At 48.0% G+C, this 16,351-nt stretch carries 15 protein-coding genes; 12 read left to right on the top strand and 3 right to left on the bottom strand.

What is annotated here, in order from left to right:
* The first annotated feature begins 86 nt into the window (after nt 1–86).
* The 12 genes from NLX82_RS25520 to NLX82_RS25465 all read left to right on the top strand — a co-directional run bounded on the left by NLX82_RS25520 (nt 87) and on the right by NLX82_RS25465 (nt 12,504).
* Nucleotides 87–410, top strand: coding sequence for a hypothetical protein (locus NLX82_RS25520; RefSeq protein ID WP_023987008.1), 324 nt, complete (start codon nt 87–89; stop codon nt 408–410).
* 138 nt (nt 411–548) lie between these two features.
* Nucleotides 549–1,550, top strand: a complete 1,002-nt coding sequence (gene uvsE, locus NLX82_RS25515) for a UV DNA damage repair endonuclease UvsE (RefSeq protein ID WP_254349235.1) — start codon at nt 549–551, stop codon at nt 1,548–1,550.
* Between the two features lie 174 nt (nt 1,551–1,724).
* The gene (locus NLX82_RS25510; RefSeq protein ID WP_023987010.1) at nt 1,725–2,591 is read left to right on the top strand and encodes an inositol monophosphatase family protein; all 867 of its coding nucleotides are present in this window, start codon (nt 1,725–1,727) and stop codon (nt 2,589–2,591) included.
* 37 nt (nt 2,592–2,628) lie between these two features.
* Nucleotides 2,629–2,871 carry a hypothetical protein gene (locus NLX82_RS25505; protein WP_023987011.1) on the top strand — a complete coding sequence of 81 codons (243 nt, stop codon included), beginning with the start codon at nt 2,629–2,631 and terminating at the stop codon, nt 2,869–2,871.
* A 124-nt stretch (nt 2,872–2,995) separates the two neighbouring features.
* On the top strand, nt 2,996–4,726 hold the full coding sequence (locus tag NLX82_RS25500) for a sensor histidine kinase (RefSeq protein ID WP_023987012.1): 1,731 nt from the start codon (nt 2,996–2,998) through the stop codon (nt 4,724–4,726).
* Nucleotides 4,704–6,263 (top strand): response regulator transcription factor, encoded by a 1,560-nt coding sequence (locus tag NLX82_RS25495; RefSeq protein ID WP_023987013.1) that lies wholly within the window; start codon nt 4,704–4,706, stop codon nt 6,261–6,263. Before NLX82_RS25500 ends, NLX82_RS25495 begins: the two co-directional genes overlap by 23 nt.
* Before the next feature lie 175 nt (nt 6,264–6,438).
* Nucleotides 6,439–7,728: an ABC transporter substrate-binding protein gene (locus NLX82_RS25490; protein ID WP_023987014.1), complete on the top strand. Its 1,290-nt coding sequence runs from the start codon at nt 6,439–6,441 to the stop codon at nt 7,726–7,728.
* Between the two features lie 237 nt (nt 7,729–7,965).
* Nucleotides 7,966–8,874 carry a carbohydrate ABC transporter permease gene (locus tag NLX82_RS25485; RefSeq protein ID WP_023987015.1) on the top strand — a complete coding sequence of 303 codons (909 nt, stop codon included), beginning with the start codon at nt 7,966–7,968 and terminating at the stop codon, nt 8,872–8,874.
* 5 nt (nt 8,875–8,879) lie between these two features.
* Nucleotides 8,880–9,719 carry a carbohydrate ABC transporter permease gene (locus NLX82_RS25480; RefSeq protein ID WP_023987016.1) on the top strand — a complete coding sequence of 280 codons (840 nt, stop codon included), beginning with the start codon at nt 8,880–8,882 and terminating at the stop codon, nt 9,717–9,719.
* A 112-nt stretch (nt 9,720–9,831) separates the two neighbouring features.
* Nucleotides 9,832–10,944, top strand: coding sequence for a rhamnogalacturonan acetylesterase (locus tag NLX82_RS25475; RefSeq protein ID WP_023987017.1), 1,113 nt, complete (start codon nt 9,832–9,834; stop codon nt 10,942–10,944).
* A 72-nt stretch (nt 10,945–11,016) separates the two neighbouring features.
* Nucleotides 11,017–12,051 carry a glycoside hydrolase family 88/105 protein gene (locus NLX82_RS25470; RefSeq protein ID WP_023987018.1) on the top strand — a complete coding sequence of 345 codons (1,035 nt, stop codon included), beginning with the start codon at nt 11,017–11,019 and terminating at the stop codon, nt 12,049–12,051.
* Between the two features lie 51 nt (nt 12,052–12,102).
* Complete coding sequence (locus tag NLX82_RS25465) at nt 12,103–12,504, top strand: sensory rhodopsin transducer (protein ID WP_254349234.1); 402 nt, start codon at nt 12,103–12,105, stop codon at nt 12,502–12,504.
* 94 nt (nt 12,505–12,598) lie between these two features.
* Here NLX82_RS25465 and NLX82_RS25460 read toward each other — a convergent pair whose 3' ends face one another.
* The 3 genes from NLX82_RS25460 to NLX82_RS25450 all read right to left on the bottom strand — a co-directional run bounded on the left by NLX82_RS25460 (nt 12,599) and on the right by NLX82_RS25450 (nt 16,287).
* Nucleotides 12,599–13,558, bottom strand: coding sequence for a DMT family transporter (locus tag NLX82_RS25460; RefSeq protein WP_053324640.1), 960 nt, complete (start codon nt 13,556–13,558; stop codon nt 12,599–12,601).
* A gap of 207 nt (nt 13,559–13,765) precedes the next feature.
* Nucleotides 13,766–15,082, bottom strand: coding sequence for a glutamate-1-semialdehyde 2,1-aminomutase (locus tag NLX82_RS25455; RefSeq protein WP_023987021.1), 1,317 nt, complete (start codon nt 15,080–15,082; stop codon nt 13,766–13,768).
* Between the two features lie 83 nt (nt 15,083–15,165).
* Complete coding sequence (locus tag NLX82_RS25450) at nt 15,166–16,287, bottom strand: LCP family protein (protein ID WP_023987022.1); 1,122 nt, start codon at nt 16,285–16,287, stop codon at nt 15,166–15,168.
* Nucleotides 16,288–16,351 lie beyond the last annotated feature (64 nt).

The following is a 16,351-nucleotide window of genomic DNA, read 5'->3' as shown; positions in this document are numbered from 1 at the left end:
GCTGATCACTCTCCTTTTTGTTCATATAAATGGCATATCTTTGAGCACAACACTAAACCCTTAATCATGAAAGGTGGCGGCTACACATGGGCTTCCAAACTGAATTTAACTCAGTGTGCAAATTCAAGAGCGAACAAGAACTTTACGAACTCCTGGAATACGGACGTGGCAAAATGGTTAAATCCGGACTGCGTGTGTTTCCGACAGGCCAGAAGGTCATCGCATACAGCGTGGATAACGTGGCAGTAGCCATCGTGCAGATTGTGGGCTGTATCGCCGAAATTAATTTCCAGGGCGATGAAGTGACCGAAGTTGAAATGATTCTCATTCGTAAGCTGAATGAAGAGGAAGCGAGAATTCAGACCGCATTGGCGGATGAAATGTTTTTTGGAGCACAGCAGCAATCCTAGCTGTTTCCTTCTTGCAATTTGTGCGATAACACCGAATCAGCAGGTGCTTTTCCGGGTATGATCAGTAGAAAAGGGTTTTAGGTCACAGAACGAAAGCGGCCTTACCATCTACTGCGACTGCTGAAAGGAAGACACCCTATGATCGTAAGGTTCGGTTATGTAGCCATGTCGGTTACCGTGCAAAATGCATCCCCCTCTAAAACCATGACAATGAGCAGCTTTACCAAGATTGGAGACCGAGAAGCTGCGATCCGCAAGCTAGAACGGATAGCAGCCGAAAATCTCCATAATACTTTGAGGCTGCTGCGCCATAATCGCGCGAGTGATATCCAGGTCTATCGTTTCTCATCTAAGCTGATTCCGCTCGCGACCCATCAGGATCTGCGGGATTGGGACCCGTTTCAGGCGCTTGCTGCTGATTTTGCAGAGGTAGGGAACTATGTCAAGGCGAATAGGATGAGGGTATCGTTTCACCCTGACCATTTTACAGTGTTAAGCACTCCCCGTCCTGAGGTGTTGCAGAGCTCCATTAATGATCTGAAGTACCACAAAGCGATGCTGGAGGCCATGGGGCTCGGTGCCGAAGCCAAGAACAACATTCATATTGGTGGTGCATACGGAGATAAGGTGACCTCAGGTCAGCGTTTTGTAGAGCAGGTTAGTGCGCTGGATCTTTCGTTAAGAGAACGGTTAACGCTGGAAAATGATGATAAAACGTTCAATGCGGTGGAAACGCTGGAGGCTTGCAAATTGACGGGGTTGCCGATGGTTCTCGATATTCATCATCAATGGGTGAATAATGAGGGGGAAAAGCCGTGGGAGCTATGGCCGGGTATTTTGGATACTTGGAAAGGGGAGTTGGCCCAAGCCGGATCTTCTGCTGATTATCCATTGCCGCCCAAAATTCATGCGTCCAGTCCCAAAAGTGAAAAAGATCCCCGGGGCCATGCGGAGGGTGTTCTAGTGGAGCCGTTGCTTACCTTTTTGCGCAATATTGCCGGATATACGGATCGAATTGATGTCATGCTTGAAGCCAAGCTTAAGGATGAAGCGTTATTCGGATTGATGAATGAACTGCGCCTTCAGGAAGACAATGGGGTTAAAGTGCTGGATGGGGCTTCCGTAGAAATTATGCCTTAGAAAGTGGCATTTCGCGGATAAAGCTCCCATTTAGAGAAACTTTATGCAGTTTATTGTGTATACTAGAATGTGTAAACTAGCAAACTTGTAATGAAACAGAGATGGTTAAGAGACTGTGCTGTAGGGCAGCTTCGTAAACCACGTAACAATGATATAGAAAGTAGAGTGAACACGTTGAACGAACATGAAAACGAAAAGGTTCCCTATATCGTATCAGGAAAAAGCTATACTGCCGTGGCTATTAACGCGGCATCCAAAGCCGGGGAATGGATTAAGAGCAGACTGGGAACTGTTGAACATTTGAATACTAAACAGTCTCCTACGGATCTGGTGACCGAGGTAGATAAAGGTGCAGAGCAGATGATTCGCAGACTGATTCTGACCCATTTTCCCGATCATGCTATTTTGGGTGAAGAGAGTGTAGAGCCGGGAGCCGAAGCTTCGGCCCGCGCATTAGAGGCTGCCCGTGAAGAGGAATATTTATGGATTATTGATCCGGTAGATGGCACTACCAATTTTGTACACAGTCTGCCGTATTACAGTGTGTCTATTGCCTTGGCCCATCGTGGCGAGGTGATTGTCGGGGTCATTTATGATCCGTCCCGTGATGAAATGTTTGTAGCGGAAAAAGGAAAAGGCGCGTATGTGCATGGCAATCGCATGCAAGCATCGAGAGAAGAAACACTGGGAGATAGTCTGGTCTGCATCGGCTTCCCACCGGACCGTACGTATGCACAACCGCTAAATATGAAAATTACGCAGGTTCTTACACCTCAAGTACGTGGCATTCGGGCGCTGGGATCGGCAGCATTGCATCTGGCTTATGTAGCGTCAGGACGGCTGTCGGCTTATTGCGAAATTGGTTTGAATGCGTGGGATGTAGCAGCGGGCGCTTTGCTGGTACAGGAATCAGGCGGTACCATCACCGATACATTGGGCAGACCTTATGACCTGAGTGTACGGCATATTGCAGCTACGAATACAGCTATTCATTCTCAACTTATTCAAGTGCTGAAAGAAGCAGACGCAACCGGGTTATAATTCTACGTAGACCATCATCCTGAAGGAGGAAATCGCGATGAGCCAATCCGAAGAATTGGAACGCCAGCTCAGTGAACTGCTGACGGAAGGCGAAATTCGTGAGAATGAGGCCAAAAAGCGGGAACGGCTCAGCCCTAAATATGAGGTGCGGGTTCAGACTCATATCGATCCCATTGTTGAGGAGACGCGTAAATACCGGAGTATGGCACGTGAACTTGATGACCGATACGACGAATATATGAGCAAGGCGGACAAATCGAAACCATCCGATCAACGCTAAGCAAATACAAATACCTCTTGCCGAATGACCAAGGCATGGGGTATTTTGTATGTTATAAAGGAGGCGACATTCACTGATTACCTACTTTAAAAGCGCTTACAAAAATGCTGGAATCCATCATAAAATGGTACTACTGATTACGGTGCTTATGCTGGTTAATTTTGCAGTAGTTGCAGTCATACTTAAGTACGTATTTCATATTTATGATAATCAAATGTACAAAAAAACATCCGAAGTACTCAATATTTCTTCAATCGGTATAGAAAATGAGTTGAAGGATGTGGAAAAAGTTACTTTCAAGGTAACAACGGACGAGCAGCTTCAACGTTATTTGCTGCAATTGGAAAAGGAAACGTCACCTTATGCCAAAATGGTGCTGCGTAAAAAAATAACGAATAGGCTCGTCGCCTTTGCCGGCTCTGAGACCTATGTCTATTCTATGATAGTGATCGATAAAGAGGGACAGGTCATGAGTGCGGGCAACCGCGAAGGTATTCCCCAAGAACTTCGATCCACCCTGTCGGAGCTGGCAGACGAACATGACGGTTCCAATGCATGGTATGCGGCAGGCCATTCCTCCTTGCTGGCAGCTCGGCAGTTCAAATCCTTTACCGATTCCAATTTTACGCTGAATGGGCTCGGAACGCTTGCGATTCGTGTGCGAATTGACCGGATTGTAGCGGACCGCGTGCAAACCTCCGGCCGTGACGGACAACTGATGATTACAGATGGAAGGCGGATGATTTATCCCGAAACACCACTATTGAGTGAGAGTGATATTCAGGCCGAGCTTGGTCGGAAGCAGCCTTACGGGATTGCGACCTACTCAGGAGGAACCTTTTTCGCTGCTCAAATCAAATCCTCTTATACGGGTTGGACGTATTTGCATATGACCCCCTTCGATGATATGTTTCGCAGCATTACGATCATTAAAGAAGTTGTAAGCGCTATTTTTGTCATTATGCTTCTTATTGCATTGGCACTGGGAGCTAGGTTGTCAGGCAGCATTACCAAACCGATCGTTCAACTAATCCAGAACATGCGTAAAATAGAAAAAGGCGATCTCGACCGTTTGGAAGAAGAAGCACTTGGCGCGGTCCCCCTTTCCACACAGGACGAGGTAGGCTTGCTACATCGGACATATAAGAAAATGATTCGCCGCATTCGTGAGCTCATTAATGAAAATGTTGCCAAGCAGCTATTACTGAGGGAAACAGAGCTAAAGGCACTACAAGCACAGATTAATCCACATTTTTTATACAACACGCTGGAATCCGTGAACTGGCTCGCCAAGGCCAACAAGCAGGATCGGATTTCAGAGATGGTGGAAGCACTTGCTTTTCTATTGCGTAGTGCGGTCAGTTTTGAAGAGCAACTGATTCCGCTTCGAAAAGAACTGGATATTGTAAGGAGCTACGTAACGATCCAAACAACACGTTTTGATGAGCGTCTCGTTTTCCATCTGGATGTCCCGGAAGAACTGATGGATGCGCAAATTCCGAAGCTAACGCTTCAGCCTTTGGTGGAGAATGCCATCCATTATGCGTTGGAGCCGCGAATTGAACCCTGTCGGATTGCTATTATTGCGAGAGAAAGCGAGGGGGCTCTATTTCTGCGAGTTGAAGATGACGGACCGGGAATGACGCCGGATTTCTTGGAAAAACTGCGGAGCGGGCAGGTCACGACTCGTGGGCAGGGCATTGGACTTACGAATATTCAAGAACGGATTAACCTGACATTTGGTACACCTTGGGGGATAGAGCTGCATAGCGAGTCAGGAACAGGAACGTCGATTCATGTCTGTATTCCATATGTGAAAGGGGATCAGGGTCGTGTACAAGGTGCTACTGGTTGATGATGAGCGTATGATTTTGGAAGGCATATCGCAGGTGGTTGATTGGGGTAAAGCGGGAACGAGATTGGTGGGTACGGCACGTAACGGGATTGAGGCTTATGATCAGATTCAGGCCAGCCCGCCTGACTTTGTGATTAGCGACATCTCTATGCCTGGACTAGACGGTATCGGACTGGTTGCCAAAACGACGGAGCATTTTCCAGACGTCCGTTTCATTCTGTTGTCTGGTTACAAAGATTTCGACTATGCCTGTCGGGCCATGCAATACGGGGTGAAGCACTACTTGTTGAAGCCATGCAATGAGCGGCAAATTCATGAGGCTCTGACCGAGTTGGGGCAGGAGCGGGAAGAGCAGGAAGAACGCAAGCAGTTTGTAAACCGGATGAAGCTAGATTTTCAGCGTATGCTGCCTCATGTGAAGGAACACTTTTTGAAGGAGTTTATTTCCTATAAAACTTACGGTAGCCGCGATATCGCATTTTATGAGCGGTTATTCGGACTTGAATTGCAAGATAAGCAGGTTCGAATGCTACTGCTGCGGGTGGAGGAATCCCATGAGCCGGAGCATTTGTTTGCATTGCAAAATATAGCGGCAGATTTGATGGATGATGTCTTGCTCAGTACGACCATGCAGGGGCAATTGCTCATCGTGCTGGAAAGTGAGGATGACACGTCACGGTTTATGAAACAGATTGAAGCGGTACGTGCGACATTTCATCGCTTTTACAAGCTGGAGGTAACGGTCGCAGTTAGTGAGTCGGATAGTATGCAGCATTCACGGGGGATGTATCGGGAGACACTGCATTGTATGAATCACCGGTTTTACACCGGGGAAGGCAGTCTGATTACGAAGGAGGATTTAGCGGCTGAGGATACCCGGGAGATGGCAGATTTGGAGCTGGACGAGGAGAAGTTCGGTCTGCTGATCAAGGCTGGAAATACGGTGGAGGTTGCACAGGAAGTGGATCGGTTGTTCGGTATTCTGTCCCGTATGAAGCTGGAAATTTCCGTGACCCGCTCCTATGTGCTTCAGCTCTATGCCGCTATGATCCGTATATGCCCCGAAGAAGAGCGTGCGGCGTTTACGAGCCGAATGGTGGTGCTGGCAGAGCAAAAAACGCTGGCATGTCTCAAATCATTTGTACAGGAAGCTGCCGAACGAATGACCGCAATCTATTATAAAAGTAATGTGTATCGCCAATCTTCCACCGTTGATAAAATGATCACTATTATTGAGCAAAACTACAGAAAATCCGATTTGTCGCTGAACGGAGTGGCAGGTCAAATGCTGTATATGAATTCCGACTACTTAGGGAAGATATTCAAAAAGGTGACGGGCGAAAACTTCTCACACTACGTCAATCGTTATCGGATCGAACGTGCGGCTGAGCATATTCGGGAGACAGGAGACGTGAAGGTGTTTGAGCTGGCGGAATGGTTCGGCTTCGGTGGGAACGCACAATATTTTAGCCAAGTGTTCAAAAAGTGGGCGGGTATGACGCCTTCCGAGTACATTAAATCACATGAACGGGGATGAGCGTATGGAGTCCCACTGTTTTTTAAACCCAGGAAACCTGATTTGTGTATTCCAATGTTTCTCGGCTTTTGGGAAAATAACAACAGGAGCTAATGTAAACGCTATCAAAATTGCGGAAGTGCGTTGTCACTCGTAATTTGGCTCCTTTCTAGAACAGCGAAAAGGGGAGAGATAGGTGGGCAAAAAGGGATGGTTTCTGATCATAGCTATGCTGCTCGTTTTGACGACGGCATGTAGCGGAGCGGGCGGCGGCAATTCGGGCACAAGTGCAGACGGGAAAGTAAAGTTACGTATCGCTTGGTGGGGATCGGATACGCGTCATGAATACACGCAAAAGGTCGTTGATTTGTATAAGCAGAAAAATCCAAATGTAACGATTGATGTGGAATATGCCTCTTTCGATGACTATTGGAAAAAACTCGCTCCGCAGGCTGCGGCTAATCAGTTGCCGGATATCGTGCAAATGGACATTTCGTACATTAGCCAATATGCAAAAAATGGTCAGCTGGAGGATCTCGCGCCTTACTTGAATCAAAAAATTCAGGTCGCTGATGTGACCGAAAATGTACTCAAAACCGGCGTAATTGCTGGAAAGCAATATGGTATCCCAACCGGTGTTAATGTTCTGGGTTTCCAGTATGACCCGGCGTTGCTCAAAAAAGCGGGTATAGACAAAATTCCTGACAACTGGACATGGGATCAATACAAAGAAATGGCTTTAAAGGCTGGTTCCAATAAAGTATACTTTGACAGCTCGATGGCTGCCGATATTTTCTTCCACTACTATTTGCGTACTCAAGGAAAGACTCTCTACAATGCGGAAGGAACAGGATTGGGGTATGACGACGATAAGCTGTTTGTTGACTTCTTCAGCGGATTGGCTGATCTGATTAAGAAGGGAGCGACCCCGCCTCCTGAAATCATGAACCAGACCAAGGGGATTCTTGAGGAATCCGATATCGTAAAAGGAACAGGCATCGGTATTTGGCAGTGGTCCAATCAGTATGTGGGATTACAGCAGGTTGTTAACCGCCCAATGGCACTGGCTCCGATGTTTGGGCCGAATATGGAAAAAGGCGTATATATGCAGCCTACGATGTACTGGACGGTTGCTTCCCGTTCACAGGTGAAGGATGAAGCCGCTAAGTTTATTGATTTCTGGATGAACGATGTAGAAGCGAATAAATTGATTAAAGGCGAACGGGGCGTGCCGATTTCCGCCAAAATCAAGGAAGCTGTTGCACCAGAGTTGAGCGAGCCTACGAAGCAGGTGTTTGAATTTGTAGCTTCCATGGAGCCGAAGGCTTCTCCAATGAGCCCGCCGCCACCAGTCGGATCGCCGGAAGTGATTGCGACTCTGACCGATTATATTGAGCAGGTCAATTTCGGACAGATGACGGCTGAAGACGCAGCGGCCAAATTCCGGGCTGATGCGAATACCATCCTTGCGAATAACAAGCAATAATAAGCGCAATAAGGCCTCTGGATATCTGACAACGTTTTAGCATAAGAATCGATAGGATCGAAGGAACATTTCGTTAAGTTAACCGTGCGTAGTCCAAAGCATGATTGCGCACGGTTGATTCGACGAACCAACTGCATAAGCACCCTTTGCAGACATCACTATATTATTCTCATAACAACGAATTATTGACATCATAAAGTTTTACTAATTCTTTAAATGCAACAGAAGGGAGGCTTGATGAGCTTGCGAAATCATCAGAGCTTGAAAGCCAATATGACCGGATATGCGTTTATCAGCCCTTTTATTGTGGGCTTTCTGGCGTTTACGTTAATTCCAATGTTTATTTCGCTGTATCTGTCCTTTACCACCTACAACCTGTTCACCCCGCCCAAATGGATTGGTCTGGGTAACTTCGAAAAGATGTTCACAGGAGACCCGAAATACTGGAATTCGATCAGGGTCACGTTTACGTATGTATTGGTCGGTGTACCGTTGCGACTGATTTTCGCGCTGTTTGTGGCTATGATTTTGAATACCAAATCGCGCATGGTCGGCACCTATCGGACGATGTACTATCTGCCATCCATTATCGGAGGTAGCGTTGCGGTATCGATTATGTGGCGGAACATTTTCAGTAATAACGGCATAGTGAACAGCCTGCTTTCGACTCTAGGGGCGACCCCGGTGAAATGGTTTGGTGATCCGGATGCTTCGCTTACGATGCTGATCACCCTGTCCGTATGGCAATTTGGCTCCTCTATGCTGATTTTTCTGGCAGGTTTGAAGAACATTCCTGTTGAATTGTACGAGGCGTCCAGTGTAGATGGTGCTAAGCCAGTACGAAAATTTTTCAGTATTACGCTGCCGTTACTTAGCCCCATTATTCTATTTAATCTGATTATGCAGACGATCAGCGCCTTTATGACCTTCGTCCCGGCTTATGTTATTTCTAAGGGCGAAGGAGGCCCGATGGATGGAACGATGCTGCATTCACTGTATCTGTTCCGGCAGGCGTTTATGTTCAGCAACATGGGATATGCGGCAGCCATGGCTTGGGTCATGCTCATTATGATTGGGATACTGACAGCGATTTTATTTATAACCTCCAGATACTGGGTATTTTATGAAACGGAAAAGGGGCGCTGATACTGATGGCATGGAAAACGGTCAAATGGCCAATTTATCACATACTGGTTGCTGCACTGGCGCTCCTGATGCTGTATCCCGTTTTTTGGATGCTGTTCAGCTCGTTTAAAGAAAGTCGGACGATATTCGTCACGGCATCCTCGCTTTTCCCTACAGAATGGATCTGGCAAAACTATGTAACAGGTTGGAAAGGGACGACTGGCTACAACTTTGGCACGTACATTCTGAACTCGCTCACGATCGTGGTGATTTCAACGATTGGAGCTGTGCTTTCCTCCTCATTGATCGCATTTGGCTTCGCACGCTTGAAATTCAAAGGGCGTAACTTGTGGTTTGCTTTGATGATGGTGACGCTTATGCTACCAGGGGATGTGGTACTGGTACCGCAATATATTATTTTCACCAAGCTCGGTTGGATCAATACGATCTTACCGTTAGTGGTACCCTCCTTCTTCGGGATGCCGTTCTTCATCTTTCTGATGGTGCAGTTTATACGGACGATTCCAGCAGAGTTGGATGAGGCGGCGACGATTGACGGATGCGGCAAGTTCCGGCTGTATTTCAGAATTATTTTACCCTTACTTAAATCGTCGTTGGCTACAGCGGCAATCTTCTCTTTCTACTGGAAGTGGGAGGATTTGCTTGGTCCGGTACTGTATCTGAATTCGCCAGAGAAATATACCGTATCTATTGCACTCAAGATGTTCCTCGACAGCGAGTCAGCTTCCAACTGGGGAGGAATGTTCGCGATGTCTATCCTAAGCCTGCTTCCAGTTATCGCTGTATTCTTCGCATTCCAGAAGCAAATTGTAGAAGGAATGAGTACGAGTGGTTTGAAGGGGTAAGATCCAAAATCCATAGCGTGAGTTATGAAGCTTACGAGTGGAAATGGAAGGCATCCGGGTTTGTGCGATTGAATGGACGGGATTTGAGGGCGATGGCTGAGAGGTGAGTAAATTGTGGAAGTTTGATTTTGGTCCGGGGGAGCCTGCGGATGGCTACAAGGGAGTGTCTCCGGATTGCTTATATACAACTGAACAGGGCTATGGCTTTGAGACTACGGAGCATGTGTACGGTCGGAAAAGGCAGAGTGCAGCCAAGGATGCACGCACGCGGCTGCGAAGCAGCTTTTGTATTCCACTAAACGCTGCATTTGTTGTAGATGTGCCAGACGGGCTGTATCTTGTCACTATACTGGTTGGCGATTCGCAGGCGGAAACGCTCACGCGACTCAAGGCTGGTGAAGGCAAGCACATGCTTCCCCCAGTGCACACGCTGCCAGGCCAGTTCACCGAAGCCCTGTTTGCAGTGCCTGTCTGGGGTGGCAAACTGCGCCTCACTGTATCAGGCACCGCGCCAAGGCTCAATGCGCTGGAGATTGCACCAGCGCCACAGACCCTCCGGCTATTCCTAGCCGGAGATTCCACGGTTACGGATCAGGACGCATCCGGCTATCCGTATACAGGCTGGGGTCAGGCTTTGCCCGCCTTGTTCAAGCATGATGTCTGCGTGGATAATCATGCCGTATCGGGGCGAAGCTCCAAAAGCTTCATGGACGAAGGACGGCTGGGTGTCATTTTGGGCGAAATAAAGGCAGGAGATTTCCTGTTCATCCAGTTCGGTCATAATGATCAGAAGCCTGATCCGGAGCGGGCTACAGAGCCTTTTACAACCTACAAGGAGCATCTTCGCCTCTATATCGACGGCGCAAGAAGCCATGGGGCAACCCCGGTACTGGTCACGCCCGTACATCGTCGCTATTTTAGCGAGGATGGTACGCTATCTGACACACATGGTGACTATGTAACAGCGGTTCGTGAGCTGGCGGAAGAAGCGAATGTACCGCTGATTGATTTGTCTGCCCGCACGCAGGAGTTATATGAGCAGCTGGGTCCCGAAGAGAGTAAAGAGCTTTTTATGTGGTTGCTGCCTGGTGAATACATGAACTTTTCCGGCGGCTTAGAGGATAACACGCATTTTCATGAGAATGGCGCGGTTCGTATTGCAGACATGGTGGTGGATGCTGTGAAGGAACTGGATTTGCAACCGCTGCGCATGTATTTACGTTGAAGGACGACCTTTTCATGTACGGGCGTCAAGGAGGTAACTCACGTGAAACTTACCAAAGGGGGAGACGTGGAAATGCCTGCATTGATTTTTGATGAAGAACAAGTTAAGCAGGTGATCGACCGGGTAGTAGAACGCACCTTTCAAATGCACTACAGCTGGGATTGGCCGGGCGGAGTAGCCTTTTACGGAGTATGCGAAGCGTATGAAGCGACAGGGAACGAAAAGTATCTGACCAAGCTAAAAGAATGGGTAGACGAAAATATCGAGGATGGGCTTCCGTCTCTCTCGGTGAACGGCGTTTCTGTCGGGCACTGTTTGTTGACGCTTTATCAGGCCACAGGTGAGCAAAAATACCTTGATATTGCCATCGAGATGGCAGAATTTTTGGCCAAAAAAGCGGAGCGGTTTGCCGACGGCATTTTCCAGCATACGGTGAATTCACTTCATGATGTATTTCCGCAGCAAGCATGGGTGGATACGATGTTTATGGCCGGTTATTATTTGCTGCGTATTGGTCATCTGTTAGGCAACAAGGAGTATTGGGAGGATGGAATTCGTCAATATCACGGGCATGAAGAATTTTTGCAGGACCCGGATACGAATCTGTATTATCACGGATGGGATCATGCGAATCAAAGCCGGATGTCAGGAATATATTGGGCGCGCGGCAATTCATGGGCAGCCCTCACGATGGCAAAAGCGCTGAAACTTGTGGAGGTGCAGCATCCATCTTATATGATCATCGACGGCTCGCTGCGTGACCAGCTCAATGCACTGGTGCGGCTGCAATCCCCAGAAGGGCTGTGGCATACGGTGCTGAACGATGATACCTCTTATCTGGAAACCTCGGGCTCGGCAGGAATTGCGACCGCCTTGCTTATGCAAGGAAGATTGTTTAACAAATACACCCAAAAGGCGATCGAAGGTATTCTTTCCCGCATTAAGGACGACGGCACAGTAACGGGTGTATCCGCGGGAACTGCTGTGATGAACGATATTGACGGCTATCGAAACGTTCCATACAAACGCATTCAGGGATGGGGTCAGGGATTGGCGCTTGCTTTTCTGGCTCAACTGTTGCGTACCAAGGAGAATCCGTACGGCTAGAAGAAGGGGGATAAGCGCCAAAAAGTATTATGAGTAAAGGAGGCCAATAGTATGGGAAATGCTGAACTTTCTCAGAATAAGGTGGCTAATCAGCCGCGAGGTAGCCTATTCTGGGTCATCCCCGATGGGTATATTCCACCGGAAAGCCGGGGAGAGCTGCTCAGTCATGAGAGTATATGCGTGCTGAATTGTGGAAGCCGTGTGGCAAATCTGAGTATAGACATCTATTTTGAAGACCGCGAGCCATTGGAGGGATTGATCGAGGTGGTAGAAGGAAGACGAACCCGTCATATCCGAACAGCCTCGTTGGAGAAATCCGGCGAACGGATTCCGGTAGGTATTCCTTACGCAATTACGGTCACTAGCGATGTGCCCGTAATCGTACAATATAGCAGATTGGACGCGACACAGCCGGAATTGGCGTTAATGAGTGTCATGGCGTACCCTATCTAATGCGACGAAGACTAAGAAATGAAAAAAGAAATCTCTCGGCTGGAATTGCGCAGCCTGGAGATTTCTTTTTTTGCAGGCAAATGAGTGTCTATTTTTAGCCCGTTTTTTGTGATTTTGCCAAAGTTGTTTTGATTGGCGTGAAGTTTTTTCGTCCTCCGAAATTGGTACCCAACACGCCGATAATGATCATCACAGCCCCAATAATGTGATAGTAGGCGAGCTGCTCCTTCAAAATGTAAGCACCGGCAATCATGGAAATGAGGGTGGATAAATTGCCGATCACACTCATTTTGGAGGCTTCGATCCACTTCAAGGCAAAGCTCGATAACAGCGAGGTGACGAGGGTAGACAGAATGCCTAGATAAATCAGTGCCATCCAATAACCAGGCTTCACCAGTGGAGCGGTATAGGCGCTCATGGAGCCGTCTATGGCATGATATCCCAGTGCCACCACGTTAAAAACGATACATCCCAAAATAGAGGTAACGTAGGTCAATTCCATTGGGTTGTACTTTTGTGTTAATGGTCGTGCCAGCACATTATAGCCAGATAGGCATATCGCAGAAAGCACGAGCAGAAGAATACCGCCATAGCTATTGGATGCTAGCGGTGCTCCGCTTTTCATCACAAATATAAAAACCACGCCAAAGACAGAGAGCAGTAAGGAAATCTTCTGGACTACCGTTGTACGCTCTTTAATAAAATAGGAAGCTAACAGCAGCGTAAAGATGGGAACGGTTGCTTGGATAATTCCACCTTCCGATGAAGAAGTGCTCATCAGCCCGAAGGCTTGCAGTGGAAAATACACTAATGGCGAGAGCAGCGCCAGTGGTAAAATGCGCAGAATGTCACGCATCTTGATGTTGATCTTGATCCAACCGAGCAACACGGGAATGGTCAAAGCGATAAAAGACAGCGCAAAGCGGTGGGCGATCACATCCAGCGGGCTCGCCTCTGTGACTGTCAATTTTACAAATAAAAATGAAAATCCAAGTATAGCTGCATAGCTGAGAGCTGCCAGATAGGCGGCTCCATTTCTGGAACGACTGTTCATAATAAACCTCCGTAATAATGACCTTAACCTGTGGTTCTCTCAATATACCCGGATGGCATAACCTGATACAATCCATAAAATCTGCAACTGTACGGGTACAGTTGTGAAATGAAAAAAAGCCGGAACGAAGTCCCAGAGGTCGGATTCCCATCCCTAAGACTACTTCCAGCTCTTATCCTATTCATATTCTATCACTTACTGCTTGTTTTACTTACCTTGTGACATCGCCCGGAACGAATCGTCCGCCGCTTCCAGCGTAGTATCCACGTCTTCATCCGTATGCGCTGTTGTGAGAAACCAGGCTTCGTACTTGGATGGTGCCAGATGAATACCGCGATCCAGCATGTGACGGAAGAAGGATGCAAACGCTTCGCTATCCGTATCCTGCGCCTGCGCGTAATTCGTGATCGGATGATCACAGAAATGCGTCGAGAACGCTCCACGAATTCGGTTGATCGTCAATGGCACGCCGTAGCGTTCGGCAGAGGACTGGATACCGTCCGTCAGCCTCACAGCCAGACGTTCCATCTCTTCATACACGCCTTCCCCTTGAAGGACTTCAAGGCAGGCGATGCCTGACGAGATGGACGCCGGGTTGCCCGCCATCGTACCCGCCTGATAAGCTGGGCCGAGTGGGGCAACCTGCTCCATGATGTGCTTGCTGCCGCCGTAGGCACCAATCGGCAGACCACCGCCCATGATTTTGCCCAGCGCGGTCAAATCTGGCTGAATCGCATCATGGTTGTCCAAACCTGCATACGTTTGGGTGGAACCGAAGTGGAATCGGAATGCGGTAATGACCTCGTCATAAATGACGAGTGAGCCGTTCGCACGCGCCATGGAGCACAACCCTTCCAAATAACCGGGTTGCGGCATGACCATGCCAAAATTACCGACAATGGGCTCGACCATGACTGCCGCCACATCGTCGCTCCAACGCTCCAAGGCTTGGCGTAACGCGTCGAGATCATTGAATGGTACGGTAATAACCTCGCTCGCAATGTTGGTCGTAATGCCTGCACTGTCAGGTATGCCTAGCGTGGAAGGGCCGGAGCCTGCGGCAACAAGTACCAGATCCGAGTGACCGTGGTAGCAGCCGGCAAATTTGATGATCTTGTTCCGTTTCGTATAGGCCCGTGCAACACGAATCGTTGTCATAACCGCTTCTGTGCCAGAATTCACAAACCGGACCTTGTCCATAGAAGGAATTGCTTCCTTCAGCATCTTGGCCAGTTTGATTTCCAATACCGTTGAGGTTCCGTACAATACGCCGTTCGCGGCCGCTTCGCTGATAGCCTTAGTAATATGGGGATGGGCATGTCCAGTAATAATAGGGCCATAAGCCGCCAAATAGTCGATATACCGATTATCATCCTCATCCCAGAAATGAGCACCTTTAGCGCGTTTCATGAATACTGGAGCGCCGCCGCCCACAGCTTTAAAGGAGCGTGAAGGGCTGTTAACGCCCCCGACAATATGCTCCAGGGCTTCTTTATATAGTGCTTCGGAGTTTTCCCGTTTCATCATCAAAAACTTCCTTTCCGTTCATTAAAATAGGGTATACACACGCCAAAGGGCAGCGTTCACGGCTGCCCCTGCATACATCATTATAGCTCTTTTTGTCCTGTCTTTGTTGTTGATTGTGTGGAAGCATCCTCATTACTGGTTTTACTGCCCCCTGTAAAAGAAGCTTTATCCTTCTTGGTAGACGATGCACTGTCTGGCTGTTTCGTTTCATTCTGATCCTTATTTTGTTCCTGTGTTTGTGCGGGTGGATTATTAAATATATCCTGCACATACGTTTTCAGTTCTTCCGGATCGCGGACAGTAAGAACTGCCGCGCCGCCCACATTCTCTTCTCCGAGCATCTTCATCGGTGGAACCTGTTCGCTGCCTGCAAAGTTGCTTTGGTACCCCACATTTGCCAGCTTCCACATATCGTTAACACTGAGATTCGTGTCAATGAACGGGTTAACCTGCTCTAAAATATTTGGCAAGTTAGCGATGGAAGTCGTGGTCTGCATTTTCTGGGCTATTGCCTCCAAAAATGCGCGTTGCCGTCCTGATCGGGAGAAGTCGGACATTGCATCGTGGCGGAACCGCACATATTGAAGCGCCGTGTTGCCATCTAGATGCTGCATGCCCTTTTTCAAATCAATATCGTACTGATGTTTATCCGCATTACTTGTATAATGCATATCCTTTTCCACTTCAAAATCAATCCCGCCTACGGCATCCACCAGTTTGATAAAGCCCTGGAAATCCGTGTACACATAATATTGCACCGGGATGCCTAACAGATCGCCAGCCGTCTTCATGGCTGTGTTGGGTCCGTGAGTAATGGCGGTGTTAATTCGATTTTTTCCATAGCCGGGAATATCCACGTACGTATCACGCAAAATAGAGAACAGGTGGATTTTTTTCTTAACGGGGTCCAGCGATACGACCATCATACTGTCTGATCGGGGAACTTCCCCTTTCTGGATACCGCGCCCATCGACACCCATCAGCAAAATGTTAACCATATCGGTACCTTCCCACTTGGGCGGTTCTGGCGTACGAACCTGATCGACCTGCTTTACATTTTTGAAGGGGGAGTTAGCGCCTTCTTTATGCAGATTATCCAGCTGATTATAAATGGATGTAAAATAGTACACGGCAAAGCCGACAATCGCGACGATTACCACGGCTAGAACCGACCATATCGTCCTTTTGGTTCTGCTTGTCATGGATGCTCTCCCTTTCGCTTTTCAGTTCATTACATTATAATTTCTTTTTGGAGCACAATCAATT

It is taken from the genome of Paenibacillus sp. A3M_27_13 (assembly GCF_024213315.1).
Lineage (GTDB): Bacteria > Bacillota > Bacilli > Paenibacillales > Paenibacillaceae > Paenibacillus > Paenibacillus polymyxa_B.
This window is presented reverse-complemented; position numbering and strand designations above follow the sequence as displayed.